The organism is Methylobacterium sp. AC433, assembly GCF_979253015.1.
Genome location: NZ_CEEDBN010000009.1, coordinates 72,428 through 95,397, shown reverse-complemented (window position 1 = coordinate 95,397; position 22,970 = coordinate 72,428). Strand labels below are relative to the sequence as shown.

The 22,970-nt window shown below is 71.4% G+C and carries 21 protein-coding genes; 7 read left to right on the top strand and 14 right to left on the bottom strand.

All coding sequences use genetic code 11. The annotated features are described in order from the left end of the window. Positions 1 to 14 precede the first annotated feature (14 nt). Positions 15 to 437 (top strand): hypothetical protein, encoded by a 423-nt coding sequence (locus tag AC0IWM_RS14365; RefSeq protein ID WP_471756030.1) that lies wholly within the window; start codon positions 15 to 17, stop codon positions 435 to 437. 15 nt (positions 438 to 452) lie between these two features. On the opposite strand, the gene mdoH is transcribed toward AC0IWM_RS14365, so the two are convergent. Continuing rightward, entirely contained in the window at positions 453 to 2,375 is a 1,923-nt protein-coding gene (mdoH, locus tag AC0IWM_RS14360; RefSeq protein WP_471756028.1) for a glucans biosynthesis glucosyltransferase MdoH, read from the bottom strand. A gap of 164 nt (positions 2,376 to 2,539) precedes the next feature. Here mdoH and AC0IWM_RS14355 point away from each other — a divergent pair, with 164 nt between their 5' ends. Next, positions 2,540 to 4,078: an OpgD/OpgG family glucan biosynthesis protein gene (locus AC0IWM_RS14355; protein ID WP_471756026.1), complete on the top strand. Its 1,539-nt coding sequence runs from the start codon at positions 2,540 to 2,542 to the stop codon at positions 4,076 to 4,078. 79 nt (positions 4,079 to 4,157) lie between these two features. Next, positions 4,158 to 6,488, top strand: coding sequence for a Tex family protein (locus AC0IWM_RS14350; RefSeq protein ID WP_471756024.1), 2,331 nt, complete (start codon positions 4,158 to 4,160; stop codon positions 6,486 to 6,488). Positions 6,489 to 6,569: 81 nt separating this feature from the next. On the opposite strand, the gene AC0IWM_RS14345 is transcribed toward AC0IWM_RS14350, so the two are convergent. From AC0IWM_RS14345 to AC0IWM_RS14320, 6 genes are all read right to left on the bottom strand, one after another. After that, positions 6,570 to 7,130 (bottom strand): DUF4337 domain-containing protein, encoded by a 561-nt coding sequence (locus AC0IWM_RS14345; protein WP_056472524.1) that lies wholly within the window; start codon positions 7,128 to 7,130, stop codon positions 6,570 to 6,572. An 89-nt stretch (positions 7,131 to 7,219) separates the two neighbouring features. Then, positions 7,220 to 8,287, bottom strand: coding sequence for a sulfate/molybdate ABC transporter ATP-binding protein (locus AC0IWM_RS14340; protein ID WP_471756022.1), 1,068 nt, complete (start codon positions 8,285 to 8,287; stop codon positions 7,220 to 7,222). Further along, positions 8,271 to 9,155, bottom strand: a complete 885-nt coding sequence (gene cysW / locus AC0IWM_RS14335; RefSeq protein WP_471756020.1) for a sulfate ABC transporter permease subunit CysW — start codon at positions 9,153 to 9,155, stop codon at positions 8,271 to 8,273. Before cysW ends, AC0IWM_RS14340 begins: the two co-directional genes overlap by 17 nt. Then, positions 9,148 to 10,002, bottom strand: a complete 855-nt coding sequence (gene cysT / locus AC0IWM_RS14330) for a sulfate ABC transporter permease subunit CysT (RefSeq protein WP_471756018.1) — start codon at positions 10,000 to 10,002, stop codon at positions 9,148 to 9,150. The genes cysW and cysT overlap by 8 nt, the downstream gene beginning before the upstream one ends. Before the next feature lie 82 nt (positions 10,003 to 10,084). Continuing rightward, positions 10,085 to 11,131, bottom strand: a complete 1,047-nt coding sequence (locus AC0IWM_RS14325) for a sulfate ABC transporter substrate-binding protein (RefSeq protein ID WP_471756016.1) — start codon at positions 11,129 to 11,131, stop codon at positions 10,085 to 10,087. 759 nt (positions 11,132 to 11,890) lie between these two features. Beyond that, positions 11,891 to 12,079 carry a hypothetical protein gene (locus AC0IWM_RS14320; protein ID WP_471756014.1) on the bottom strand — a complete coding sequence of 63 codons (189 nt, stop codon included), beginning with the start codon at positions 12,077 to 12,079 and terminating at the stop codon, positions 11,891 to 11,893. 393 nt (positions 12,080 to 12,472) lie between these two features. Here AC0IWM_RS14320 and AC0IWM_RS14315 point away from each other — a divergent pair, with 393 nt between their 5' ends. Beyond that, positions 12,473 to 12,700, top strand: a complete 228-nt coding sequence (locus tag AC0IWM_RS14315) for a hypothetical protein (protein WP_082511158.1) — start codon at positions 12,473 to 12,475, stop codon at positions 12,698 to 12,700. 81 nt (positions 12,701 to 12,781) lie between these two features. On the opposite strand, the gene AC0IWM_RS14310 is transcribed toward AC0IWM_RS14315, so the two are convergent. From AC0IWM_RS14310 to zapE, 4 genes are all read right to left on the bottom strand, one after another. Further along, positions 12,782 to 13,174, bottom strand: coding sequence for a hypothetical protein (locus AC0IWM_RS14310; protein WP_056472538.1), 393 nt, complete (start codon positions 13,172 to 13,174; stop codon positions 12,782 to 12,784). Positions 13,175 to 13,609: 435 nt separating this feature from the next. Further along, a complete protein-coding gene (locus tag AC0IWM_RS14305) occupies positions 13,610 to 15,967 on the bottom strand; it encodes a xanthine dehydrogenase family protein molybdopterin-binding subunit (RefSeq protein WP_471756012.1) in 2,358 nt (785 codons plus the stop codon). Beyond that, a complete protein-coding gene (locus AC0IWM_RS14300; RefSeq protein WP_056472544.1) occupies positions 15,964 to 16,443 on the bottom strand; it encodes a (2Fe-2S)-binding protein in 480 nt (159 codons plus the stop codon). The genes AC0IWM_RS14305 and AC0IWM_RS14300 overlap by 4 nt, the downstream gene beginning before the upstream one ends. Before the next feature lie 409 nt (positions 16,444 to 16,852). Then, positions 16,853 to 18,088: a cell division protein ZapE gene (gene zapE / locus AC0IWM_RS14295; protein ID WP_471756010.1), complete on the bottom strand. Its 1,236-nt coding sequence runs from the start codon at positions 18,086 to 18,088 to the stop codon at positions 16,853 to 16,855. 245 nt (positions 18,089 to 18,333) lie between these two features. On the opposite strand from zapE, the gene AC0IWM_RS14290 reads away from it, so the two are divergent. From AC0IWM_RS14290 to AC0IWM_RS14280, 3 genes are all read left to right on the top strand, one after another. Continuing rightward, positions 18,334 to 18,903: a GNAT family N-acetyltransferase gene (locus AC0IWM_RS14290; RefSeq protein WP_471756008.1), complete on the top strand. Its 570-nt coding sequence runs from the start codon at positions 18,334 to 18,336 to the stop codon at positions 18,901 to 18,903. 94 nt (positions 18,904 to 18,997) lie between these two features. Further along, positions 18,998 to 19,312, top strand: coding sequence for a hypothetical protein (locus AC0IWM_RS14285; protein ID WP_471756006.1), 315 nt, complete (start codon positions 18,998 to 19,000; stop codon positions 19,310 to 19,312). A gap of 139 nt (positions 19,313 to 19,451) precedes the next feature. After that, complete coding sequence (locus AC0IWM_RS14280) at positions 19,452 to 19,667, top strand: hypothetical protein (protein ID WP_471756004.1); 216 nt, start codon at positions 19,452 to 19,454, stop codon at positions 19,665 to 19,667. 7 nt (positions 19,668 to 19,674) lie between these two features. Here the strand turns inward: AC0IWM_RS14280 and AC0IWM_RS14275 are convergent, their stop codons facing one another. The 3 genes from AC0IWM_RS14275 to AC0IWM_RS14265 form a co-directional block, all read right to left on the bottom strand. Next, positions 19,675 to 20,352: a polyamine aminopropyltransferase gene (locus tag AC0IWM_RS14275; RefSeq protein ID WP_471756002.1), complete on the bottom strand. Its 678-nt coding sequence runs from the start codon at positions 20,350 to 20,352 to the stop codon at positions 19,675 to 19,677. 123 nt (positions 20,353 to 20,475) lie between these two features. Next, complete coding sequence (locus tag AC0IWM_RS14270) at positions 20,476 to 22,149, bottom strand: formate--tetrahydrofolate ligase (protein ID WP_471756000.1); 1,674 nt, start codon at positions 22,147 to 22,149, stop codon at positions 20,476 to 20,478. A gap of 231 nt (positions 22,150 to 22,380) precedes the next feature. Then, the gene (locus tag AC0IWM_RS14265) at positions 22,381 to 22,602 is read right to left on the bottom strand and encodes a heavy-metal-associated domain-containing protein (RefSeq protein WP_056472567.1); all 222 of its coding nucleotides are present in this window, start codon (positions 22,600 to 22,602) and stop codon (positions 22,381 to 22,383) included. Positions 22,603 to 22,970 lie beyond the last annotated feature (368 nt).

Genomic DNA, 22,970 nt, shown 5'->3' with positions numbered 1-22,970 from the left:
GGGACCGCCCGACCATGATGAAGCCCGTCCTCCTCTCCGGACCCCTCGCCCTGCTGCTCCTCGGCGCCCCCGCTTGGGCCGAGAGCGGGCCGCCGGACCTGAACATCGAGCGGACCTGCCGGTCGGCGGCCTCCGCGAGCGTCAGCGACAATGCCAGCCAGGAGGGGTGCCTGCGCTCCGAGCGCGCCTCCCGCGACGAGGTCAAGCGCCGCTGGGGCGAATTCACCCCCGCCGCCAAGCGCCAGTGCGAGAAGCAGTTCGAGGCGGGCGGCTTCCCGTCCTACGTCGAGATGGTGACCTGCCTCGAACTCGCGAGCGGCACCGGCCTGCCGACGCAGCCCGACGATCCGCGCGCCGGCCGGGGCACCAGCAGCGCCACGAAGGAGCCGAGCCCGGCCCAGCGCACCGACCCGATCAAGGTGCTCGAGCAGAAGTAGGCCGACGATCCCGCCTCAGCTCGACGAGACCGGGACCTCGTCGGCGATCCAGGCCGGCTGCGGCCGGCCGCGGCCGGGCTCGGCCGCCCCGCCCCGGCTGTGGGCCAGGGCGGTGAGCTCCGGGGCGCGGGCGGTGTCGTCCACCGTCAGGAACAGGCGGCGCCCCTGCGAGATCCGGCCGAGGCGGGCGCTGCTGGTCAGCACGCTCTGGGCCGGGCTCGACAGCAGGCCGAGCACCACCGGCGCCATCCAGAGGGCGAGCCAGACATCGCCGGCCCAGGCCAGGCCGGCCGCCAGCAGGGCGCCCGCCACGAGGGTGTCGACCTGGAGCCGGCAGGCCTCGGCCCAGGGCACGCGGCGGTCGTCGCGGACCTGCGCGTCCCAGCGCACCACGCGGCCGACGAAGGTGGTGGCGACGGCGCCCGCCGCGAACAGGGTCATCACCGGCCAGAGCAGGACCCAGACCGCCTGTTCGAGGGCGGCGCTCTTCAGGAGCGATGCGGTGCCGCCGAAGGCCGCGCGCCGCTCGCGCGAGGCCAGGACGTGGCCGAGGCTGAGGAGCTTGGGCAGGGCCAGGATCGCCAGGACGAGGGCGGCGAGGGCATGGGCGGCGGCGCCCGTGCCGGTGAGGCCGTAGCCGAGGAGGCCGAGGTCGCCGCTCCGCGCCGCCTGGAGCGTTCCGAGGGCGAGGAACAGGACCCAGAGCGGGCAGGCCATGTAGGACAGGATGCCGACGGCGAGGTGCCAGCGGCTGGCCGGGCGCAGGCCCGGCAGGGCGGTGACGCGCAGGTGCTGCATGTTGCCCTGGCACCAGCGGCGCTCGCGCCCGAGGAGGTCGACGAGGTTCGTGGGCATCTCCTCCCAGGTGCCGCCCATCTCCGGCAGCAGGCGGACCTCCCAGCCGGCCCGGCGCAGCAGCGCGCCCTCGACGATGTCGTGGCACAGGATCTCGCCGCCGAGCGGCGCCTTGCCGGGCAGGACGGGGAGCTCGGCGTTGTCGGCGAAGGCCGCGACCCGCACGATCGCGTTGTGGCCCCAGTAGCTGCCGTCCGGCCCCTGCCAGGTCTCCAGGCAGCGGATCGCCAGGGGCGCGTAGAGCCGCACGGCGAATTGCTGGATGCGGGCGAACAGGGTGTCGCGCCCGGTGGCGTAGGACACGGTCTGGATCAGGCCGACGCGCGGGCTCTCCTCCATCAGCCGGGCCAGGCGGCGCATGGCGCTGCCGGTCATCAGGCTGTCGGCGTCGAGCACGATCATGAAGTCGTATTCGGGCCCGTAGGTCTTGCAGAACTCGGCGATGTTGCCGGCCTTGCGGCCGGCATTGTCCCGGCGCCGGCGGTAGCGGATCCGCGGCAGGCCGGGTCCGTGCTGGCGGGTCCAGGCCTCGATGCGCGCGAATTCGTGTTCCTCCACCGCCGCGATGGCGCCGTCCCGCGTATCGGAGAGGACGAAGATGTCGATGTCGCCGCCATCGCCCCCGGCCCGCTGCAGCGAGCGGGCCATGACGCGCAGGGCCGCGAACACCGCGACCGCATCCTCGGCGTGGATCGCCACCACCGCGGCCGTGCGGCTCAGGCCCGAGGCCTCCGCCGGGATGGTGAGGGAGCGGCGCTCCAGGGCGGATTTCGCCCGGTCGCCGAAGGCCGTGGCGACGAGGCCGTAGACGTATTGCCAGGCCACGAAGGCCTGCCAGGTCATGACCAGGGCGAACAGCCCCAGCACAGCCGCCCCGAGGAGGCCGGACGGCGGTCCGTAGGCGGCCAGCGCCAGGGCGGTGACGGCCGCCCCCAGGGCGAGCGGCGGCAGGGCCAGCAGCAGGCGGCGGCCCAGAAAGCCGGCGGGCGAGGGGGCGGGAGAGCCGGCGGGCGCCCCGGGAGCGATTTCCAGCGGACCCGGGATTTCGGCCGCCGGAGCGTCGTGCGACAACCTGTGGGACATGGGGCGCGGGAAACTCGAAGGAGGGACACCGCCGCTCCACCACCGGGCGCGATGCCGGCGAAGGGGAAGCGATGCACGATGGCGAGGGTCTCGAAGGATCCGGGTGGACCGTACCCTTCTCGCGGCGGCAGGCCCTGCGGACCACGCTCAGCGCGGCCGTTGGGATGATCCTCCCTACCGCGCACGATCTGAATGCGGGCCGAACGCGCGCGGAGGCCCCCGCCCGCATAACATTCGACGCCGTGAAGGCGAAGGCGCGCACCCTGGCGGCGAGCCCCTACCGGGCGCCGCAGGACGATCTGCCGCCGGCCCTGGCGGGATTGTCCTATGACGGCTACCGCGCCATCACCTTCCGTCCGGAGGCGAGCCTGCCCCTCGGCCGCCGCTTCTCGGCCCAGCTGTTCCATCGCGGCTTCCTGCAGCGCAAGCGCGTCGCCCTCTCCCTGCAGCCCCGCGACGGCCCGGCCCGGGCCATCCCCTACGCGCCGGACCTGTTCGACCTCGGGCCGGACCTGAAGGGGCAGAGCTTCGCGCCGGATCTCGGCTTTGCCGGCTTCCGGCTGCACTACGCCTTCGCGGCCGACCGGCCGGGCGACCAGGAGGAATTCCTGGTCTTCCTCGGCGCCTCCTACTTCCGGCTGCGCGGGTTCGGCCAGGAATACGGGCTCTCGGCCCGCGGCGCCGCGATCCGCACCGGGGGACCGGGCGCGGAGGAATTCCCGGACTTCACCGCCTTCTGGATCTGTGAGCCGGACGCCGATTCCCGGACCATCGAGATCTGGGCGCTGCTCGACTCCCCGAGCCTCGCCGGGGCCTACCGCTTCCGCGTGGCGCCGGGCGACCCCTCGGTGATGCGGGTCGAGGCGTCGCTGCATCCCCGCGCCGCCCTGGACCATCTCGGGCTCGCCCCCCTCACCAGCATGTTCCTGCACGGGGCGAACGGGCCCGGCGGACGCGGGGCGGAGCCGTTCGACGATTTCCGCCCGCAGGTGCATGATTCCGACGGGCTGGCGGTGGTGACCCGGGGCGAGCGGCTGTGGCGGCCCCTCGTCAACGGCCGGGCGCAGCCGCAGATCTCGGCCTTCGGCGTCGACCCGCTGGAGGGCTTCGGCCTGCTCCAGCGCGCGCGCGACTTTCCCGCCTATCTCGACGTGCAGGCCCGGCACGAGGCGCGGCCTGGGCTCTGGGTCACGCCGGAATCGGGGTTCGGAGCCGGTGCGGTCCGGCTCTTCGAGATCCCGTCGCGCGAGGAGTACATGGACAACATCGTGGCGGCCTTCGTGCCCGGCGCCCCCGTCCCGGCCGGGAGCGAGCGGAGCCTGGCCTACACGCTCACGACGGTCGGCACGGAGCCGGCGAGCGTCGTGCCCGGCACCCTCGGCCGCGTGGTCTCGACACGGGTGGGTTCGGCCGAGCGCCTGCGCCCGACCACGCCGCCGAGCCCGGGTCGACGCCTCTACGTCGTGGATTTCGAAGGGCCGGGCCTGCCGTCCGACCGCGGGGCGACCCTGTCCGCCGACGTTTCCGCCGGCGCCGGCACGATGGTCGACCCGGTGGTGGAATTCGTCCCCCAGACCGGCGGCTGGCGGCTCTACGTCGAGTGGCGGCCGCCGACGCCGCTCCCGCCCGGCGACGTGATCCTGCGCGCCCGCCTCGTCCGGGACGGCCGCGCCGTGACGGAGACCTGGGACGCGGTCGCCTGACGATCCGGCCAGGCCGCTCCCGGGTTTGACCGCCCGGTGGGCGGCCCTGTAGACACCCGGCCCCACCCGGAGACGCCCCATGGCCGCCATCAACACGAGTCTCGCCGCCGAACTCGGCGTCGCGGAATGGCAGGTGAAGGCCGCGGTCGACCTGCTCGACGGCGGCGCGACGGTGCCGTTCATCGCGCGCTACCGCAAGGAGGTCACCGGCACCCTCGACGACGCGCAGCTGCGCACCCTGGAGGAGCGCCTCGCCTACCTGCGCGACCTGGAAGCCCGCCGGGCCGCCGTGCTGGAGGCGATCGAGGCCCAGGGCAAGCTCGAGGCCGGCCTGAAGGCCCGCATCCTCGCCGCCGACACCAAGGCCCGGCTGGAGGACCTCTACCTGCCGTTCAAGGTGAAGCGCCGGACGAAGGCGCAGGTCGCCCGCGAGGCCGGGCTCGAACCCCTCGCCGAAGCCCTCCTCGCCCGGCCCGAGCAATCCCCCGAGGGGGCCGCCCGGGCCTACGTGGATGCGGGCAAGGGCGTCGCCGACGTCGAGGCCGCCTTGGAGGGCGCGCGCGCCATCCTGGTCGAGCGCGTCAGCGAGGACCCGGAGCTGGTCGGCGCGCTTCGCGAGACCGGCTGGCAGCGCGGCCGGATGGTCGCCACCGTGAAGGCCGGCAAGGCCGCCGCCGGCGAGAAGTTCGCAGATTACTTCGACTTCTCGGAAGCCCTCGCGAAGCTGCCCTCGCACCGCATCCTCGCCCTGTTCCGCGGCGAGAAGGAGGAGGTGCTCGACCTCGCCATCGCCGATGCGCTGGGCGACGCGCCGGCCAAGGGCCAGCCCGGATCGCAGGAACTGCGCATCGCCAAGACCTTCGGCATCCGCGACCAGGGACGGCCGGGCGACGCCTTCCTGATGGAGACGGTCCGGCGCGCCTGGCGGACCCGCCTGAAGCCCGCCCTCGACACGGACCTGCGCGCCCGCCTCTGGGCGGTGGCCGAGGCCGGCGCGGTCACGGTCTTCGCCGGAAACCTGCGCGACCTCCTGCTCGCGGCCCCGGCCGGCGCGCGGCCGACCCTCGGGCTCGACCCGGGCTTCCGCACCGGGGTGAAGGTCGCGGTGGTCGATGCCACCGGCAAGGTGGTGGCCACCGACACGATCTACCCGCACGAGCCGCGCCGCGACTGGAACGGCGCCCTGATCGCCCTGGCCAAGCTCTGCCGGGCGCACGCGGTGGAGCTCGTCGCCATCGGCAACGGCACCGCCTCGCGGGAGACCGACAGGCTCGCCGCCGAGCTCATCGCCAAGCAGCCCGAGCTGAAACTCACCAAGGTGATGGTCTCGGAGGCCGGCGCCTCGGTCTACTCGGCCTCCGCCTATGCCAGCGCGGAGCTGCCCGAGCTCGACGTCTCGATCCGCGGCGCGGTCTCCATCGCCCGGCGCCTGCAGGATCCCCTGGCCGAGCTCGTCAAGATCGAGCCGAAGGCCATCGGCGTCGGCCAGTACCAGCACGATCTGGCCGAGGGGAAGCTCGCGCGCTCCCTCGACGCCGTGGTGGAGGATTGCGTGAACGGCGTCGGGGTCGACGTGAACACCGCCTCGGCGCCGCTGCTGGCGCGGGTCTCGGGCCTGACCGCGCGGGTCGCCTCCAACATCATCGTGCATCGGGACGCCCACGGCCCGTTCCGCAGCCGCGCCAGCCTGAAGAAGGTGGCGGGGCTCGGCCCCAAGGCCTACGAGCTCGCCGCCGGCTTCCTGCGCATCCGCGACGGGACCGATCCCCTCGACGCCTCGGGCGTGCACCCGGAGGCCTACCCGGTGGTGCGCCGGATCCTGGCCTCCACCGGCCAGCCGATCCAGGCGCTGATCGGCAATACCGGCGCGCTGCGGAGCCTGGACCCGAAAAAATTCACCGACGCGACCTTCGGCTTGCCCACCGTCACCGACATCCTGTCGGAGCTGGAGAAGCCGGGCCGCGACCCGCGCCCTGCCTTCAGGACCGCGACCTTCCAGGAGGGCGTCGAGAAGATCTCCGACCTGAAGCCGGGCATGCGCCTCGAGGGCGTCGTCACCAACGTGGCGGCCTTCGGCGCCTTCGTGGACGTCGGGGTCCACCAGGACGGGCTGGTGCACATCTCGATGCTGGCCGACCGCTTCGTGAAGGACCCGCGCGAGGTGGTGAAGCCCGGCGACGTGGTGCAGGTGCGGGTGGTCGAAGTGGACCCCAACCGCAAGCGCATCGCCCTCACGATGCGCTCGGACGAGGCCGGCGCGCCGCGTTCCGCCCCCCGCCGCGAGGCGCCGGCCGCTCCGCCGGCGAGACCCGCCCCGCGGGCCGCACCGGCACCGGCTCCCGAGGCCGGCGGCGCCCTGGCCGAGGCCCTGCGGCGCGCGGCCCTCGCCAAGGGAATGCCGAAGCGCTGAGCGCCGCCCGTCCGCCCGGCGCCGACAGCGCGCCGCCGGAGGCAGGCTCGGGGTCGGAACGGACTCAGGGCGGGTAGAGGCTCAGTGGAAGAACGGCAACGCGTGCGGCGCGTAGAGGCCGAAGCCGAGGAGGGCCAGCCCGGCGATGCCCAGGAGCCCGCCGCCGACCACCAGGGCGAAGATGCCGGTGATGACCTCCGCCGAGGCCAGCACGATGCCGATCTGGAAAGCGGCCGAGGCGAACTCGTAATGGTGGTAGCGGTGCAGGGCGAGGTCGCGCACCTCCTGCGAGTGCCGCGCCTTCTCGGCCAGTTCCTTGCGCCCCTCGCCGGTGGCGGGCTCGCTGTCCCAGCGGGCCATGGTCTTGGCCCACTCGGCGCGCTTGGCCTTCACCGCCTCGGAATTCGCCACCTCCGGCGGCAGCAGCGCCAGGGTCTCGTCGGCGGTCTTGAGGACGGTGCCCCGGATGGTGCGGGCCTGGAAGTAGGCCCATTGGTTGGAGGCCTCGACATTGGCCCCGAGGGCATCGGTCTGCGCGCCCTTGGCCAGGGTCTCGGCCAGCGCCAGGAACAGCGCCAGCACCGAGATCAGCAGCGCCACGCGCTTGTTCGAACTGCCGCCCGCCCCGTGACCACCCGACATGCTGCCTCCTCCTGATTTGGACGGCGGCAGTCACACCCGATCGCGCCGGCGAGCGCAAGACGCTTTCCCGTCAGTCCGGAAGACCGGCGCTAGTTCGGAAACACGTGGCCGCCGATGATCCGCAGGCCCACCGGGCTGCCGGCCGCGAAGCGATTGGTGTCGGCGGCCTCCACCACCACGGTCTTGCCCTCGGGCCGGTCGACCTCGATGCGCTGGCGCCCCTGCGTGCGGTAGGACGAGCGCACAACGCCCTGGAGATGCGCCCCGTCGCCCTCGGCGAACTGGAGCTGCCAGGGACGGGCATAGAGCTTGACCGGGCCGACGAGGCCGCCGGGGGCCCGCACCGGAGTCAGGCGGCCATCGACGCGGACCTCGCCCCCTTGGGCGATCGCCTCGACCTCGATCGTGTCGCCGAGGAACTTCAGCACGGTGGCGGAGACCGGCGCCTCCTGGACCTCGTCCGGCGTGCCGACCTGTTCCAGGCGGCCCTTGTCGAGCACGGCGACCCGGTCGGAGAGCTCCAGGGCCTCGTCCTGGTCGTGGGTGACGAAGATGGTGGTCTGCCCGGTGCGGTCGTGGATCTCGCGCAGCCAGCGGCGCAGATCCTTGCGCACCTGGGCGTCGAGGGCGCCGAACGGCTCGTCGAGCAGCAGGACGCGGGGTTCCACCGCCAGCGCCCGGGCCAGCGCGATGCGCTGGCGCTGGCCGCCGGAGAGCTGGCTCGGATAGCGGTCGGCGAAGCCGGAGAGCTTGATGAGATCGAGGAGGTCGCCGACCCGGCGCTTGATCTCGGCCTTGGCCGGACGCTCGGACCGCTTCCGGGCGTTGAGCCCGTAGGCGATGTTCTCGGCCACGCTCATGTGCTTGAACAGGGCGTAGTGCTGGAACACGAAGCCCACCGCGCGCTGCTGCACGGGGAGCCGGGTCGCGTCCTCGGCTCCGAACACGATGCGGCCGTCGTCGGGGAAATCGAGGCCCGCGATGATGCGCAGCAGCGTGGTCTTGCCCGAGCCCGAGGGGCCGAGCAGGGCCAGGAGTTCGCCGGCCCGCACGTCCAGCGAGAAGTCGTGCAGCACCGCCGCCGTGTCGAAGGTCTTCGAGAGGTTCTCGACGCGGATGGCGGTGGAGCCGCCCGTCCGCTCAGTGGCCCCGGGCACCGGCCTTGATCTCGTCGGCGTAGCGCCATTCGAGGAGGGATTTGACGAGGAGGGTGACGAGGGCGAGGCCGGCCAGGAGGGAGGCGACGGCGAAAGCGGCAACGAAGTTGTACTCATTGTAGAGGATCTCCACGTGGAGCGGCAGGGTGTTGGTGAGGCCCCGGATGTGGCCGGAGACCACCGAGACCGCGCCGAATTCGCCCATCGCGCGGGCATTGCAGAGGAGCACGCTGTAGAGGAGGCCCCAGCGGATGTTGGGGAGCGTCACCGTCCGGAAGGCGTGCCAGCCGGAGGCGCCGAGCGTCAGGGCCGCCTCCTCCTCCGCCGTGCCCTGCTCCTGCATCAGCGGGATGAGCTGGCGGGCGACGAACGGGAAGGTGACGAAGATGGTCGCCAGCACGATCCCCGGCACCGCGAAGATGACCTGGAGGTCGTGGGCCAGCAGCCAGGGGCCGAGGAGCCCCTGTGCCCCGAAGACCAGCACGTAGATCAGGCCCGAGACCACCGGCGAGACCGAGAACGGCAGGTCGATCAGGGTGACCAGCAGGTTCTTGCCCCAGAACTCGAACTTGGCGATGGCCCAGGAGGCCATGATGCCGAAGACGAGGTTGAACGGGACGGCGACGGCCGCCGTCAGCAGGGTCAGGCGGATCGCCGCGTGGGCGTCGGCCTCCGTGAAGGCGGCCAGGTAGGCGCCGAAGCCCTTGGCCAGCGCCTGGGCGAACACGGTGACCAGGGGCAGCACCAGGAATAGGGCCAGGAACAGGATCGCGACCGCGATCAGCAGGCCCCGGACCCAGAGCCCCTCGGTGACCACGCTGGCCGGCCGGGCCTCGGCCAGGGTTGCGGGGGCGTAGCTCTCAGACATAGCCGAATCTCCGTCGGCTCCAGGCCTGGATCAGGTTGATGGCGAGGAGGGTGAGGAACGAGATGCCGAGCATGATCGTCGCGATGGCGCAGGCGCCGCCGTAATCGTACTCGGACAGCTTGATGACGATGAGGAGCGGCGCGATCTCGGAGACGTAGGGCAGGTTTCCGGCGATGAAGATGATCGAGCCGTACTCGCCGACCCCCCGCGCGAAGGCGAGGGCGAAACCCGTGAGCACCGCCGGGATCAGCGGCGGCAGCACCACCCGCACCAGGGTGTGGACGCGGCCCGCCCCGAGGGTGGCCGAGGCCTCCTCGATCTCCTTGTCGATCTCGGCGATCAGCGGCTGCACGGTGCGCACGGCGAAGGGCAGGCCGATGAACACCATGGCGATGTAGATGCCCACGGGCGTGTAGGCGGCCTCGATCCCGAGCCGCGCCAGCTGCGCGCCGACGAGCCCGTTGGGCGCGTAGAGGGCGGCCAGGGCGATGCCCGCGACGGCGGTGGGCAGGGCGAAGGGCAGGTCGACCACCGCGTCGACGATCTTGCGGCCGGGAAAGCGGTAGCGGGTCAGCACCCAGGCGATGAGGAAGCCGAACACCGAGGCGGTCAGTGCCGCCAGCAGCGAGACGCCGAAGCTGACCCGCAGGGCGCTGGCGACCCGCGGATCGGTGGCGACCTCCCAGATCCCCGACAGGCCGAGGCCGGAGGCCCGGGTGACCAGGGCCGCCAGGGGCAGCAGCACGATCAGGCCGAGGCAGGTGAGGGTGTAGCCGAAGGCGAGCCCGAAACCGGGGATCACGCTCGGGCGGAGAAAGCGCCGCTTGGCGCGCTTGGGCGGAGCCATGGGGGTATCCTGTTGCGATGTCGAACCCCTTCCGGGCGCGGGCATCGGGCCCGGCGCAGGGCGGGGGCGACGGGGCGCGGCGTCAGCGTCCCGCCTTGCTCAGCTGGTCGAACAGACCCCCGTTGTCGAAATTCTTCTTCTGGATCTCGTCCCAGTCGCCCTGCAGATCCTCGATCTTGAACAGCTTCAGCTCGGGCAGCTGCGCCAGATCCTCGGGCTTGGCCGCCGCCCGGTTGAGCGGACGGTAATGGTGCTTGGCGAAGATGGCCTGCGCCCGGTCCGAATAGAGGAACTGGAGATAAGCCTCGGCCTGCTTGCGGGTTCCCTTCCTGTCGACATTGGCGTCGACCAGGGCGACCGGCGGCTCGGCGTAGATCGAGGTCGGCGGCACCACGACATCGAACTTGTCGCGGCCGAACTCCTCGAAGACGAGGTAGGCCTCGTTCTCCCAGGTGGGCAGCACGTCGCCCAGGCCCCGCTGCGCGAAGGTCACGGTCGAGCCGCGGGCGCCGGTGTCGAGGACGGGAACGTTCTTGTAGACGTCGCCCACGAAGGCATTGGCCTTATCGGCGTTCCTGCCTTCCTTCTCGTAGGCGTAGCCCCAGGCCGCGAGGAAGTTCCAGCGCCCGCCCGCCGAGGTCTTGGGGTTCGGCGTGATGACCTTGATGTCCGGCTTCACGAGGTCGCCCCAGTCCTTCACGCCCTTCGGGTTGCCCTTGCGCACGAGGAACACCACCGTGGAGGTGTAGGGCAGGCCCTGGTTGGGCAGCTTGGTGCGCCAGTCGGGGACGATCTTCTTCGAGATCCGGCTGATCGCGTCGATGTCGGACGGAATGCCGAGGGTCACCACGTCGGCCGGGATGCCGTCGATCACGGTCCGGGCCTGCGAGCCCGAGCCGCCATGGGCGGCACGCACCGTGAGCGTCTCGCCGGTCTTGGCCTTCCACTCCTCGGAGAAGGCCGCGTTGATCTCGCGATAGAGTTCGCGGGTCGGATCGTAGGAGACGTTCAGGAGCTCGGTCTGGGCGCAGGCCAGGGTGGGCGCGAGCAGGGCCGCGGCGAGGCCGGCGCCGAGCAAGAGCGCATGGCGGCGGGGGCGTCCGGTGGTCCGGGAAGAAGTCTCGCTCACGGGGGGCTCCGAATCTGGCTCAAGCGGCCGGAGCGGAAGCGATCGCCTCGCGGCTCCGGCGAGGCTGGTTTCGTTCGTTTTAACGAACGTTGTCAAGCGCCGTGGTTCGGCGGGACAAGGCGGCCGGAGCAGTTCCGTTCCCCGCACTTGCACAGGCGGAGGATACTTTTTCGCGAAGGAGAACGGCATTCTCTCCCTAGCTGCCGAGAGAGAAGAACCTGTTCGTTGAGCATGGGTTCTATAGAAAGGACGTTGTGCTGGATTTTATCGTGTCATGGGAGGTCGGCCGGTGCGGCGCGGACGTGCCGGGGCGGCTGCCGGCCGGGCCTGGCCGCGTGCCGATCGGTCGAGGGCTGGACTCTCGGGGTGCGACGCGCTGCGGCGTGCCGATGCCCGCGCCGCGGTCGTCCTGGAGCCGGGCCGAGGCATGACACGGCCCGGCGATCAAGCGGCGCGGGCGGAGGAAGGGATCGGTGCGCTGGAAGGTTCGTGTGCGCCGGCCTCGCGCTTCCGCGCGAGCCGTCCGGCCGCTCAGTCCGCCGCGACGGCGATCAGCGAGAACAGGGAAGCCAGCAGGATGTTGCCGACGACGACGAGGGCGAGCGTGATCATGGAGCGGCTTCATGTGAGCGCGCCGCGGAGTGCAGGCGCGCATCGGATCAACGCTCAACTACCCGTCCCGGCGTGAACCGTCAGTGAATTCCCGCACAGGACAGGGAAACATCCGGAAACGCGGTAAACGCGCCACACCTTCTGCGCTCAGCGCTTGCCTTTGCCGAGGCGCGCGAGCAGCGCTTCGAGCCGGGCACCCGGCGGATCGGCCAGGATGTCGGCGTAGACGCTGCGCAGGGCGTGCCCGAGGTGACGGCGGATGCCGGGGCTCAGCGTCGGCATGACGGGACGCGCCGCATCCGTGTCCGCCTCGTATTCGCTTCGGGTCTTGGGCATGAATCGGATCCCGGCCTCGACCACCCGCAGCCTGCCCGAGGCAGACGCGGCCGAAGCGTGACAATCGCACCGATCGGTTAAGGATTGGCTGACGCTACGCGGACCCGCATCGGTCGCCGCCCGAGCGGGCGCGACACCCTATCAAAGGTTGTCAAGCGCATCGGATCGAACGGCAGCGCTAAAAAAAACCTCCGCCGCCGACCGCATGGGGAAACAGCGACCGGACAAAGACTTGGCCGTTCGGAACCGGGACGCCCGAGGGTCGGGATGGCTAACGGACGGTTTCCGGTTGTGGACGAATCCGGTCAGATTCGCTTACAACATCCAAGCTCACGGCGCCGCAGAGTGGTTGTTTTCGAACTCCCGCAACCAACAACGGGAATTATAACCGGCATGCAGAATATTACCATTACAGATCGAGAACGTGATGCTGTATTAGCCGCGCTTCGCTATTATCAATTCTATCGGCTCCAGGGACATCCGTTCAGTCCGCATCAGGATCATCTGATCGACGCAATTGCGAGCGATTCAGGCAATGCACTCGATCTCGCGGAGATTGATGATCTTTGCGCCGGCTTGCACGGCAACGATCACGCCCTCGCGGCCGTCACCAGCGCCTGACGTCGTCGCCTGCGCGCGGGGCGAACGCCGCCCGACACCCGCGCCGGCCCCTGATGACGGGGCCAGCGCTTCACCGGCGCCTCAGGGCGCGCTGTCCACCTGCTTCTGCGCCCGATCCACCGCCTCGCCACAGGCCTTGGCATCGCCCTTCGTGTCGGCGGTCCGCGCCTCGTCGAGGGCCACCTTCGCCTGCATCGCCTTGTCGCCGCCCTTCCCGGCCTCCGCCGACTTCTCCGGGGGCGCGGCCTCGGCCGAGGCGCTGCCGCCGCTTCCCGTGACACCCTGGCCGCCCCGGGCGCTGGCCGCGGCCTTGCCGCTGGTGTTGGCGGAAATCGCCTCCTTGGCCAGGTCCTTTACCGGCCCCTCCAGCTTCGCAATCCGGTCGCCGCAGGGCGAGGCGAGGGCGGGCGCCGCACCCGCGGCGAGGAGACCGGCGGCGAGACACCCGGCAGCGGGCCACACGAAACGCGTCATCGATTGCTGTCCTTGATTCGGACGGTGGGGCCGGCCCGACCGGGCCGCCTTCGTCGCGGGGTCAACCCACGGGAGGGAGGCCGGGCTCCCTTCGCGGGGCGGGAAATGCGAGGGCAGAGGAAGCCGAGGCAAGAGAAGCGAAGACGGGAGAACACCCGCCGACGCGGCCCCATCGGCACGACACGGCGACGGAGGTCGGCTCACCGGGCGCCCGACGCCCCTTGCGGGGCGGCCGTCGGAGAGGATGTCGGCCGGAGACGACTCGGGGCGCAGGACGGCGTACGGCCGCCCTGCGCCCCGGGACCTTCCCCGAGAATCGTGCCCGACCGCCTGGGTCGGGGCACGTCTCGAGACCTTCGTTTCGACGCGCTTTCCTCCGACGAACCGGCCACCACTTCGTCGGACGGCGCGCCCGGCAGGGCGGGCGATCCCCGATCAGGCGCTCAGCTGATCGCGAATCGGCAGCTGCCGGATGCGCCGGCCGGTGGCGGCGAAGATCGCGTTGGCGATCGCCGGGGCCACGGGTGGCACGCCGGGCTCTCCGACGCCGCCCAACGGAGCGCTGAAGTCCGGATTCGGCAGCAGGTGGACATGGATCTCCTTCGGCGCCGCGTCGATGCGGGTGATCTCGTAGCCGTCGAAGTTGTTCTGCTGCGCGCGTCCGTCCTTGAAGGTGATCTCGGCCGAGAGCGCGAGGCCCATGCCCATCACGACCGCGCCCTCCATCTGCGAACGGATCCGCTCCGGATTGACCTGCGGCCCGCAATCGACGGCGATGTCGACGCGCTTGACCTGCACCTCGCCCTTGGGGCCGACCGCCACCTCCGCGGCCACCGCCGTGTGGGTGACGAAGCTGTAGTGGCCGGCGATCCCGAGGCCGGTGCCCTTCTCCATCTTCCGGCCCCAGCCGATGCCCTTGGCGGCCGCCTCGATCACGCGGCGCAGGCGCCCCGTGTCGATCGGGTAGCGGGCCGGGTCCTCGCCGTAGTTCCAGACGTCGCTGATGCTGGTCGGGTCGATGACCCGGTCCGGACCGATCAGCGCGAGCAGGTACGCCTTCGGGTCCTTGCCCGCCGCGTGGGCGAGCTCGGACACGAAGGACTGGATCGCGAAGGCGTGCGGGATGTTCGAGACCGAGCGGAACCAGCCGATGCGCACGTGGGCATCCGCCGCCGGATTCTCGAGGCGGATGTTGGGCACGGCGAACGGCGTGTTGGTCAGCCCCATGCCGAGCTCGAAGGGCAGCTCGTGCTTCGGGTCGGGCGCGAAGATCGACCCGATGGTGGGCGCCGCCGAGCGGTGCAGCCAGGCGACCGGCATGCCCTTGTCGTCGAGCCCGGCCTCCAGGCGCTCCACCGAGATGGTGTGGTAGTAGCCGTGGTGGAGGTCGTCGTCGCGGGTCCAGATCAGCTTGACGGGTGCGCCGTCCACGGCCTGGCTGCAGAGCGCGGCCTCCAGCACGTAGTCGGGCTTGGACTTGCGGCCGAAGCCGCCGCCCAGCAGCGTCACGTTCACCCGCACCTTGTCGGCGGGAAGGTTCAGCTTCTTGGCGAGTCGGTCATGGGTCGCCTGGGGCGCCTGGGTGCAGGCCCAGGCCTCGCAGAACCCGTCCTTGATCCGCACGGTGGCGGCCGGCGGCTCCATCGGGGCCTGGACGAGATGGGGCACGAAGTACTCGGCTTCGAGCTTCGTCTTGGCCTTGGCCATCGCGCCCGCGACGTCGCCCTGGTCGCGCACGACCTTGCCGGGCGCACGCGCCGCCTTCTCCAGTTCGCCCCGGAACGCGACGGAATCGTAGCCGGCGTTCGGACCGTCGTCCCAGGTGATCTTGAGGGCCTCGCGGGCCTTCATCGCCGCCCAGGTGTTCTTGGCCACCACGGCGACGCCGCCAACGGGCTGGAATTCGGACGGGATCTCGGGCGCGTCGATCTTGAAGATCTTGACCACGCCGGCGACCTTCCGGGCCTCGCTGTCGTCGAAGCTCACCACCTTGCCGCCGTAGACGGGCGGGCGGGCGACGAGGGCGTAGAGCATCCCGTCGAGGCGGGTGTCGATGCCGTACATCGCCTTGCCGACGGTGAAGTCGTGGTTGTCGATGAGGCCGATCTTGCCCTTGCCGATGTAGCGGAAGGCGTCCTGCTTCTTCAGCGTCACGCTCTCGCGGGCCGGCACCGGCAGCTCGGCGGCGGCGGCCGCCACCTCGCCGTAGCCGAGGCTGCGCTTCGACTTGGCGTGGGTGACGACGTGGTTCTCGGCCTTCACCTCGGCGGCGGGCACGCCCCATTGCTTGGCGGCGGCCTGGACCAGCATGGCGCGGGCCGCGGCGCCGGCGTGGCGCAGGTGCGGGAAGAAGTGGCGCAGGGACCGCGAGCCGTCGGTGTCCTGGTTGCCGAAGCGGGCCTCGTCGCCCCAGGCCTGGGCGACCTTCACCTTCGACCAGTCGGCGTCGAGCTCGTCGGCCACCACCAGCGCGACCGAGGTGCGTACGCCCTGGCCCATCTCGGAGCGGTGGCAGGTCACCGTCACGGTGCCGTCGGGGGCGATCGCCACGAACACCTTCGGGTCGTCCTGCCAGCCATGCGGCATGGCATCGGCGCCGTATTTCTTCGGCTCGTCCGTCTTGTCCTCGGCCCGGGCCGGGTCACGCCAGGACAGGGCGAGCACGAGGGCGCCCATGCCGCCGAGCATGGCGCGGCGGCTGACATTGGCGAGCGCGCTCGGCGCGGTCTGGTCGATTTCGGGTCCGGCCGGCGCGGCGGCGCGGTCCGCCATGGTCTGAGCTTCGTGGATCACAGGCGCTCTCCCTTGTTCGCGGCCGGTGCTTGACCGGCGGCCTGGTGGATCGCGGCGCGGATGCGCGGGTAGGTGCCGCAGCGGCACAGGTTCCCGCTCATCGCCTCGTCGATCTGCGCGTCGGTGGGCTTCGGGGTGTCGGTGAGGAGGGAGGCCGCCTGCATCATCTGCCCGCACTGGCAGTAGCCGCACTGCGCCACGTTGAGGTCGCGCCAGGCGACCTGGACCGGATGGTTGCCGTCGGGGGACAGGCCCTCGATGGTGACGACGGTCTGCCCCTCGGCGGCCGAGACGGGGGTGACGCAGCCGCGCACGGCCGTGCCGCCGACATGGATGGTGCAGGCGCCGCAGAGGGCCTGCCCGCAGCCGAACTTGGTTCCGGTGAGCCCGACCTCGTCGCGCAGGTACCAGAGCAGCGGCATGTCGGGGTCGCCGTCGAAGCTGCGTTCAGCTCCGTTCACGGTCAGTTTGATCATCGGTGTATCCTGTCATGGATCAGGCCACGGGCCGGTCGGGATCGGCGTCACGCCAATCCGTCAACCGGCGGGAAGCCGTCGGGGTCACATGTCGGGCGTCGAGGGCGTTGGCCGCCCCCCGGAAGGATCCTGAGGCACGGCGGCGGATCCAGCTCTCTCGGGAGAGCCGTCGCAGCGCACGAAGCCCCCACGCCCCGTACCTCGGAATGAATACAATTAAACGCTCGGTCCGTTGCGGCGCAACCGGACAGCCCCGCCCTCATCCGTCACGGATTCGTCGATCCGGCTTTCATGTGCTGTTGCGCACGGGTCGAAGAAGAAGATCCGATCCGAGGCGTGGGTTCGCGCGTTCACTCGCCCACGTATCGGCCGAACCCGAGAAGAACTGTCCGTTCCGGTCCGTATTCCCTCAGGTTTCGACGAGGCCGGTGCTGGCGCCCGACGCCTCGGAATCACCCGCGCCATGCGGCAGGGCGAGGTATTCCGACGAGCGCATCTCGATCAGCCTTGAGACCGTGCGGTCGAATTCGAAGGCCTCGCGGCCCTCGGTGGCCGTGTAGAGGTCCTGCGGCTCGGCGGCGGCCGAGGCGACGAGCTTCACGTGCGCGTCGTAGAGGGTGTCGACCAGGGTGATGAAGCGCTTGGCCTCGTTCCGGTGCTCCGGTCCCATCACGGGAATGTCGGAGACGATCACCGTGTGGAAGGCGCGCGCCACCGCCATGTAGTCGGAGGCGCCGAGGGGCCGGGCGCAGAGGTCGGCGAAGCCGAAGCGGGCGACGCCGCCGGTCTCCTCGGGCACCGGGACGTCGTGCCCTTTCACCCGCAGGGTCGCGGGCCGGCCCTTCGCCTTGCCGGTGAGCCCCTTGAAGGCGGCCGCCAGGGCGGCCTCGGCCGCCGCATCCGCGGGGACGTGGTAGACGGAGGCGCCCCCGAGCTTCTCCAGCCGGAAATCCGTACGGGAATCGAGGCGCAGCACGTCGACCCGCTCCTGTAGCTCGGCGATGAAGGGCACGAACAGGGCGCGGTTCAGGCCGCCCTCGTAGAGCCGGTCGGGCTCGACGTTGGAGGTCGCCACCACGGTGACGCCGCGCTTGAACAGGGCGCCGAACAGGCGGCCGAGGATCATCGCGTCGGCGATGTCGGTGACGGTGAACTCGTCGAAGCAGAGCAGCGTCGCCTCGTCGGCCAGGGCGTCGGCGACCACGGGGATCGGGTCGTCGCCCTTGGCGGTGCCGGCCTTCAGCGCCTGGCGGTGGGCGTGGATGCGCTCGTGCGCGTCGGCGAGGAAGCCGTGGAAGTGCACCCGGCGCTTCGGCTCGGGGGCGGCCTCGTGGAAGAGGTCCATCAGCATGGTCTTGCCGCGCCCCACCGAGCCCCAGATGTAGAGCCCCTTCGGCGGTGTCGCGGCGTCGTCCCGGCGGCCGAACAGCCAGCCGAGGGCGCTGCCCTTGCGGGCGCGCTTGCGCCGGCCGAGCTCCTGCACCAGGCGGTCGAGGGCGCGCACGAGATGGATCTGCGCCGGGTCGCGCTCGATGGCCGCCGCGCGGACCAGGGCCTCGTAGCGGTCGGCGACCGGACCGGGGGACGCGGCGCCGGCCTTGGCCTGGCTCGACGGCTCGAAACCCGGAGGGGAGGGGGCGTTCACGGCGTGGGCGACCTGTTCGCGAAGGGATCGGGTTCGGGACCGAGGGGCCGGCGGGCACGCCGGTCTGACGCGGTCACCAGCCCGGATCAAGCCCCGGAAACCGTTCCGGCGCCGGACGCGCGGCTGCCGGTCGCTTTGCTGCATTGCACAAACATGGCAGCGATGCCAAATCTGGTGCGCCTTGAGGGAGGCTACGCCCGGAACCGGCGCGCCGCGCGCGCCCTGAAACCGGAGACCGGCACCCGATGCCCGATACGCATCCGACCCTACACCCGCTCATCCGCCGCCTCTGGCCCAACGATGGCCCGGCGGTGGAAGCCTATTTCCTGCGGCTCGATCCGGAGACCCGCGCCAGCCGCTTCATGGGCGCCCTGAGCGACGCGGCCGCCGTCGCCTATGCCCGTAACGCCATGGGCGCCGAGGGCCTGATGTATGGCAGCTTCGTCGACGGCACCCTGCGGGGTCTGGGCGAATTGCGGCCCGCCTCCGCGCCGCCGCCCGGCTTCGCCCTCGGCACGGAGGCGGAGGCCGCCTTCGCCGTGGAGAAGGCGTTCCGCCGCAACGGCCTCGGTCAGGCCCTGTTCGGCCGCATCGCCGCCGCCGCGCGCAACCGCGGCGTGCGCGACCTGCACGTGCGCTGCCTGCCGTGGAACCGGCCGATGCGGGGCCTGGCCACCAAGGTGGGCGCGGACCTGCGCATCACCGGCGGCGAGGCGGACGGCGCCCTGCACCTCGCGCGCCCGACCCCGGTCTCCCTGTGGCAGGAGGGCGTCACCGAGGCGGTTGATTTCACCCTCGCCCTCACGGCGGCGTGAGCCCGGCTTTGCCGGCCCCCGTCCCGGGGCTATCGTCGCCCACGACACGCCGCCCGGACGGGCTCCTCTCGTCCGCATCGGCCAAGGGCACATCATGATCGACGTATCGCGGCGGAGCCTGTCCGCCCTCCTCGCCTGCATCGCCCTCCTGCCGGGCGTCGCGCAGGCCCAGACCCGCCCCGATACCCGGGCGATGACCTGCGCCGAGGCCTCCGCCCTGGTGGCCCGGGCCGGCGCCATCGTGCTGAGTACGGGGCCGGTGACCTACGCGCGCTTCGTGCGCGACGGCGGGTTCTGCCCGCTGCCGGAAACCACCCAGCCGTCCTGGGAGATCACCCGGGACGACCCGAAGTGCTTCGTCGGCTACACCTGCCGCGACAAGTTCAACGAGGGCCAGGGCCGCGACTGAGACCGGCGCCCCCGGCCCCGTCGCCACCCCGCACGGGGTCTCACGGCCAAGCTGCCATGTTGCCGCCCCGCCCTCTGCCGATGCTCTCGGCCGAGACCCGTTCCGCCAGAGGACGGGCTCGCCGACGCGGGGCGTAGTCATGGACCTGAGCGAGACCTCCCACACCACCCGCCCCGCGAGCTGGCCGGCCGAGGCGCGCCTCGAGCGCTCCGTGGCGGATGCCCTGCGCATCATCAGGGCCGCCTGCGACGAGCGGAACGAAGCCCCGGTGAAGGCCGCCCGGCGCCACCTCGCGGAGATCTACGGCGCGACCCGCCTCAGCCGGCAGCGCGAGCGCCGGAGCGCCTCCGCCTGAGGTCCTCTCACCGGGCCGGCCGCTCGGCGAGCCAGATGGTGTGGCGCGCGCCGCGCGACCGCCCGGCCCGGACGCCGACCGCCTCGACCCGGAAGCCGCCCCGCGCCAGGCGCTGTGTGAAGGCGGGATCGGGATGGGCCGACCACACCGCCAGGACGCCGCCCGGGCGCAGCGCCGCTCGCGCGGCGGCGAGGCCCGCGGCATCGTAGAGCCGGTCGTTGGCGCGGCGCGTCAGGCCGTCGGGACCGTTGTCGACGTCGAGCAGGATCGCGTCGTAAGCGCCGCGGCCGACGCGAATCACCTCGGCGACATCCCCCACCCGCGCCTCGGCCCGGGGGTCCGACAGCGCCCCGGAGGACAGGTGCGCCAGCGGCCCCCGGCCCCAGTCCAGCACCGCCGGCACGAGCTCGGCCAGCACGATCCGGGCTTCCCCGGGCAGCGCGTCGAGGGCGGCCCGGAGGGTGAAGCCCATGCCGTAGCCGCCGATCAGCCAGCAGGCCTTCGCCCGCGTCCCGAGGCGCTCGGCGGCCAGGGTCGCCAACGCCTCCTCGGAGCCGCTGAGCCGGCTGTTCATCAGCTCGTTGTGGCCGAGCTGGATCGAGAACTCGGTGCCCCGCTGCAGCAGGCGCAGGGGGGCCGATCCGCCCGGGACGGGCGCGGTGTCGAGGACGACCCAGGGGATCATGATGCGGGCTGGCCGGGCGGAAGGATCATGCCATCCCGCTAGCACGCGACGACCGGATCACGCGACACCGCGACGCCGGCCCTTCCCCCCCGCGCATCGCGGGGGGGGGAAGGGCCGTGCGGGCTAGAACAGCCCTTCGATCTGGCCCTCGGCGTCGAGGTGGATCCCCTCCGAGGCCGGGACCTTGGGCAGGCCCGGCATGGTCATGATCTCACCGCAGATCACCACGACGAAGCCGGCCCCCGCCGAGAGACGCACGTCGCGCACCGCGATGAGATGGCCCGAGGGTGCGCCCATCAGGCTCGGATCGGTGGAGAACGAGTACTGGGTCTTGGCCATGCAGACGGGCAGGTGCCCGTAGCCGTCCTTCTCGAACTGGGCGAGCTTGGTGGCGGCCTTCGATTCCACCTGGATGTCGCCGGCGCCGTAGAGCTTGGTGGCGATGGCGAGGATCTTGTCGGTGAGCTTGGTCTCGGTCTCGTAGACGAAGTTCAGGGGCTTCTGCTCGCCCTCCGCCAGCTTGACCACCGCATGGGCGAGCTCCTCGGCGCCGGCGCCGCCCTCCGCCCAGTGCCTGCAGGTGATGGCCTCGACCTGGAGCCTGTCGCGGCACAGCTCCTTCAGCTTGGCGTGCTCGGCATCGGTGTCGGCGTAGAAGTGGTTGACGCCGACGACGACGGGCAGTCCGAAGCTGCGCACGTTGGTGACGTGGCGCGCCAGGTTCGCGAACCCCTTCTCCAGGGCGTCGAGGTTCTCGGAGCCGAGTTCCTTCTTCGAGACGCCGCCATGCATCTTGAGGGCGCGCACGGTGGCGACGATCACCACCGCGGAGGGCTTCAGGCCCGCTTGGCGGCACTTGATGTCGATGAATTTCTCCGCGCCGAGATCGGCGCCGAAGCCGGCCTCCGTGACCACGTAGTCGCCGAGCTTGAGCCCGGCGCGGGTGGCGATCACCGAGTTGCAGCCATGGGCGATGTTGGCGAAGGGGCCGCCGTGGATCAGGGCGGGGTTACCCTCCAGGGTCTGCACGAGGTTGGGCTGCAGGGCGTCCTTCAGGAGCACCGTCATGGCCCCCGTGGCCTTGACGTCCTTGAGCGTCACGGGCTTGCGGTCGCGGGTCTCGGCGATGACGATGCGGCCGAGGCGCGCCTCGAGGTCGTCGAGGTCGCGCGCGAGGCAGAACACCGCCATGACCTCGGAGGCCACGGTGATGTCGAAGCCGTCCTCGCGGGGGAAGCCGTTGGCGACGCCGCCCAGCGACTGGGTGATGGCGCGCAGGGCCCGGTCGTTCATGTCGACCACCCGGCGCCAATGGATGCGGCGCACGTCGATGTTGAGCTCGTTGGCCCAGTAGACGTGGTTGTCGATGAGGGCGGCCGCCAGGCTGTGCGCGGAGGTGATGGCGTGGAAGTCGCCGGTGAAGTGCAGGTTGATCTGCTCCATCGGCACGACCTGGGCCTTGCCGCCGCCGGCCGCGCCGCCCTTCATGCCGAAGCAGGGGCCGAGCGAGGGCTCGCGCAGGCAGGCCACCGTCTTCTGGCCGACGCGGTTGAGCGCGTCCGCGAGGCCGACCGTGGTGGTGGTCTTGCCCTCGCCGGCCGGCGTCGGGCTGATCGCCGTCACGAGGACGAGCTTGCCCTCGGGCTTGGCCTCCAGGGACTTGATGAAGGCGTGGTCGATCTTGGCGATGTGCCGGCCGTAGTGGTGCAGCGCGTCGTCCGGGATGCCGATCCTGGCGGCCACGTCGGTGATCGGCTGAAGCGTGGCCGCGCGCGCGATCTCGATATCTGAGGGCATGGTTGCGTTTCTCCCGGATTGTTCTCGTGCGTCCGGGACCGGTACGTGGCCGCATCCCGTCCGCTGGCGTTCGTCGTCTGCCGCCAGGACCGGATCCGCCGACGTTGGGCCGTGCGGATCGGCCGAACGGCCACGCATCATCGATCGCATCAGTTTGCGTGAACGGACAAGCAAAAGCGCGTCGGAAATTTTGAATTTGCAGGCAAAAATTTGTTTGGGATCAGATCTCCGTCAGCCCGTCATGGCACTGGCCGTGTATCCGGCCTCGGTCAGAGCCTCGGCGATGCTCAGGGCCTGGGCGGTCGTCGTCACCGCGACGCGGCCGTGGTCGAGATCGACCGCGACCCTGGCCTCGGGATCGAGGCGCTGGATGGCGCGGCGCACCGCCGCCGCGCAGCCGTCGCAGGTCATGCCCTCCACCTGCATCAGGAGGTCCGATGGCGTCGCGTCCATGAGGTTCGCTCCGGGCTTCTCGTTCCGCGACGCGCATTGTGGCGCTCGGACCCGTCGATGCAAGCTGCGCCGCAGCGCCGATGACCGGAACCGCAAGTCACAGTTCGGGAAAATCCGTTTCCAGGGCCGGCCCATGGCTTGTCGGACAGCGGCGTCTCGGCAACAAAAGGGGCCGCGGACCGGCCCAGGCCGGAACGGCACCCGTGTTCTCCCCTGGTTTCGAGGATCGAAGACTCCGATGGCCCGGATCGTCGGCCGGCGCACGAGCCTGTGGGCCCTCGTTCTGCTCGGGCTCTGCCTCCTTGGACCGCTGGCGGTCTTCTCCCCGCTCGGGGCGAGCCTCGGGCTGGCCGGGATCGGGCTGGCGG